The following is a 4,146-nucleotide window of genomic DNA, read 5'->3' as shown; positions in this document are numbered from 1 at the left end:
GAGGGACAGCGGCTGCTTCTGCCCGACGGGGCCGATTCGCTGCTGCTGTCTTTGTGCGAGGCGGATGAGGTGGGTCAACTGGCTTGTGAGTTGCCCAAATCCCCCTAGAACAGTACCATCCACCTGCGTGGCGTCCACTCGCATCGTGGCTATCATGGCCCGATCACACGTATGGCGATTGAACAGGTCGCCTCAGGGACGGAGCCGGGAGTTCCGCCCACACAAGGAGAAGTGAGCAATGACAGAGCAGCAAAACGTGCGGCCGCCCACACGCCGCCGCACCCCCACCCGAGTTGTGCTAACGATCCTCCTCGCCCTCATGGCGGTGCTGGTTTTCGCGCAACTCATTTCGGCCCAGAGCGACGGCCTGGCTCCGGCGGCACAGGATGACGTGCCGACCAGCGAGGAGCTTCAGGCCATGCCGCCGTCCATCGAGCGGTACATGTCGGCCCATACGCTGTCGAGCGACGCCGTCTTGCCGGCCAATCTCGACAGTTCGGCGATCACGGCTTCGGCCGATGTGGCCGCGCCCAGCGAGACGGTCGAGTTCACGATCCAGGTCGCGAATAACGGCCAACTGGACATCCCCGCCGAGGTGACGACCAAACTGCCGGTCGATCTGGCCTACGTTAGCCATCAGTGCAACGCGGCGGCCACGACGGCCTGCGGTTTCGACACGGATACGGTTACCTGGCGCGGGACTGTGCCGGAGGGCGGTAACGCCACAGTGGTGATTAGCGCCCGCGTCGCCGTAGACGCCGAGCCGAACAGCATCCTCAAGGTAATCGCCCACGTCGTCAGCGCCGACCAGGACTTTGACCGCAGCGCCGAGGTTACCGTCAGCGCGCTCAAGCTGTCGAGGGTGCAGTTGTTGCCGCTCACCCTGTTCGGCATTCAGCCCGATCCCGGCCCCGTGACTCTGGCCGCTGGCTCACCCAACAGCGCCAACACCTGGACGGTGTCCTGGACGGCGGCTGCTCTGTCCACAGGCTACGAGTTGCAGGAGTCGCAACTGGCCGACTTCTCCAGCGTAACCCCATATGTGATGGGGCCGCAGACCAGTCTGTCTATTACCAGGCCGCCCGTGCCGTTCAACATCTTCTACTATCGGGTCCGCAGCCTGATCGGCAACCGGGCCGGCCCGTGGTCCAACGTGGTCTCCGTGGTCGGCGGCTATCGCGATGACTTCGACAACTCTGGCACTAACTGGGGTTTGCGTCGGATGACCAACGCCGGCGTCGTCCAGGGTTTCTATGAGAACGGCCGCTACGTGATGCAGATCACCAGCCGCTGGGACTGGGCCATCGTCAGCCCTGGCCTGCCCGCGCCGCGCGTGCCTTACGTCATCGATTTCGAGGCCAAGCTCATCTCCCAGGCCTATGCCCATTCTGGCGGCGTGGTTTTCGGCGGCGACTGGCTCCAGCCGGCTTGCCCGCCCGACGGCTCCGATGATGGGGTGCACCGGCACAAGGTCTGCTTCAACCACTTCTACAACATCAACAACATCTTCGAGGATACCGTCCCGACCAGACCCACCCTGCGCTTGCTGTTCGAGCGGGTGGACAAACTGGAATGGCGTCCCAATGAGGGCGGCAGCCCCCTCAAGCGTCGCGGCGACATTAGAGAGGGCAGTACCCCGGTTTACAAGGCTGTTGACCCCCGCGATTGGAACCACTACCGCGTCGAAGTGTGGCCGGACAGCATCAAGATCTACGCCGCCAAAGTGGGCGAGGAGTTGCGGTTCCACTACGAGTACGAAGACACGCGCTGGATCGGCGATCCCTATTTTGGGTTCTTCGCCTCAACCGACCTGATCGAGAACGCCACCTGGCGCTTTGAGTACATTCAGGTGATGCCGCTCGACAACTAGTCACGTCGGTTAGCCAGATGGTTTTGTGGTGGCCGTTAAGCGCCCCTTTGGGCGCTTAACGGCCACTGTTGTGTGTTCTGGGGCGATTGTAGCGCGGGTTGGCAACCCGCATCGTCGGCCCGCCCGGAACGCGGGATACCATCGCGCGCTACAAGTGGGCTAACCAAAGGTGTAGGTGCGACGGCGGCCAATGCGGCGTAGAATAGCACCAGGCTCGTGTGTGGGTGGGCCGAAAGGAGCAGACGTATGGGTTTTCATGGCGGCGGTTGGTGGGCCTATCTGAGCCACGACGAGGAGCAAGATCGACCCGTCGTGACGCGCGAGTTGCTGCTGCGTGTGTGGCAGTTTGCGCGCCCCTATAACGCGCAGGTATTGCTGCTGCTCTTCAGCATTTTGCTCACCACGGTGATTACGCTGGCCTCGCCGTTGCTCATGCGCTCGCTCATCGATGACGCCATCCCTAACAGCGACCGGCGGCTGCTCAACCTGCTGGCGCTGGGCCTGGTAGCTGTACCCGTGCTGAACGGGTTGGTCGGCGTCTGGCAGCGCGACCTGAGCGCCTTCATCGGCGAGAGCGTTATCTTCGATCTGCGCTCGGCGCTCTACAGCCACTTCCAGCGCATGTCGTTGCGCTTCTTCACCCAGACGCGCACCGGCGAGCTGATGTCGCGGCTGAACAACGACGTCGTCGGCGCGCAACAGGCAGTCAGCAGCACCCTCATCTCCATCTTTTCCAACATCGTCCAGGTGATCGGTACACTGATCATCATGTTCACGCTGGAGTGGCGGCTGACTTTCCTGGGCCTGCTGGTTCTGCCCTTCTTCTACTTGCCGGCGCGACGCATCGGCCGCGTCCTGCGCGACCTCCGCCGCCGTTCCATGGTGCTCAACGCCGAGATGAACGCGACGATGAACGAGACGCTCAACGTCAGCGGCGCGCTGCTGGTGAAGCTGTTCGGCCGCGAGGAGCGCGAGATCGCCCGCTTTCGCCGTGACAGCGCCGCCGTGCGCGATCTCGGCGTGCGCTCGGCGGTCATTGGCCGCTGGTTCTTTATGCTGCTGGGCATCATCGGCGCGGTCGGCACGGCGCTGGTCTACTGGGTCGGCGGTCATCTGACCATCCAGGGGGCGTTCACGATCGGCACCATCGTCGCCTTCGGAGCTTACCTGAGCCAACTCTACGGGCCGTTGATGGCCCTCACCAACACGCCGGTCGAGTTCGCGCAGAGCATGGTCAGCTTTGAGCGCGTCTTCGAGGTGCTCGACATCCCGGTGGAGATCGACGAACTGCCCGGCGCGCAGCCCCTCCGCGACGTGAAGGGCAGCCTTACCTTCGACCAGGTGACGTTCGACTACACAGCGCTGGGCGAGGGGCGGCGGGCCGGTCTGACCGAAGTGACGCGCTATGACTGGGGCGGCGACGAGACGTTGGTGCGCCGCGGCCGCAAGCTCAAGTCGGCAGCCTACGCCGAGAAAAGCCCGTCGACGGAGGAAGCGGCGGACGCCTCCGACGCGAACGGCGAGATGGACGAGCCCACCGCCATCGCGACGAGTCTGCCGCGCCGCATCGCCTTGAGGGACGTGAACTTCCACATCGAGCCGGGCCAACTGGTCGCCCTGGTCGGGCCGAGCGGGGCGGGCAAGACGACGATCACCTATCTCATCCCGCGCCTCTATGATCCAACCGGCGGTCGCGTCCTCATCGACGGCCACGACCTCAAGACGGTCACGCTGCCGTCATTGGCCGACAACATTGGCATGGTGACGCAGGAGACCTACCTGTTCTACGACACCATCCGCGCCAACTTGCTCTACGCCCGGCCTGACGCAACCGAAGCCCAGATGATCGCCGCCGCCCAGGCGGCCAACATCCACGACTTCATCGTCTCCTTGCCCGACGGCTATGATACCGTGGTGGGCGAGCGCGGCTACCGGCTGAGCGGCGGCGAACGCCAGCGCGTCGCCATCGCCCGCGTCATCCTGAAAGACCCGCGCATTCTGGTGCTCGACGAGGCCACGTCCCATCTGGATTCGCTCTCCGAGGCGCTCATCCAGGACGCGCTCCAGCACGTCATGCAGGGGCGCACCAGTCTGGTCATCGCCCACCGGCTCTCGACTATTCTGGCCGCCGACCTGATCCTGGTGATGGATCACGGCCGCCTGGTGGAGCAGGGCACGCACGCCGACCTTCTGGCCCACGACGGCCTCTATGCGTCGCTCTACGAGACACAGTTCCGGCCGGAGGGAGTTTTGGCGGAATAGTGGTCAGTGAACAG

2 protein-coding genes are annotated in these 4,146 nt (G+C 64.1%); both read left to right on the top strand.

Annotation, left to right across the window (positions count from 1 at the left end; translation table 11 throughout):
• Positions 1-238 precede the first annotated feature (238 nt).
• Positions 239-1,870 carry a hypothetical protein gene (locus ACE3UY_RS15490; protein WP_374688401.1) on the top strand — a complete coding sequence of 544 codons (1,632 nt, stop codon included), beginning with the start codon at positions 239-241 and terminating at the stop codon, positions 1,868-1,870.
• A 246-nt stretch (positions 1,871-2,116) separates the two neighbouring features.
• The gene (locus ACE3UY_RS15485) at positions 2,117-4,132 is read left to right on the top strand and encodes an ABC transporter ATP-binding protein (RefSeq protein WP_374688400.1); all 2,016 of its coding nucleotides are present in this window, start codon (positions 2,117-2,119) and stop codon (positions 4,130-4,132) included.
• Positions 4,133-4,146: the final 14 nt, after the last annotated feature.

The sequence above is a fragment of the Promineifilum sp. (SeqCode) genome, from assembly GCF_041918635.1.
Classification (GTDB): domain Bacteria; phylum Chloroflexota; class Anaerolineae; order Promineifilales; family Promineifilaceae; genus Promineifilum.
The sequence above is the reverse complement of the archived record's forward strand: the minus strand, read 5'-3'. Positions and strand labels throughout refer to the sequence as shown.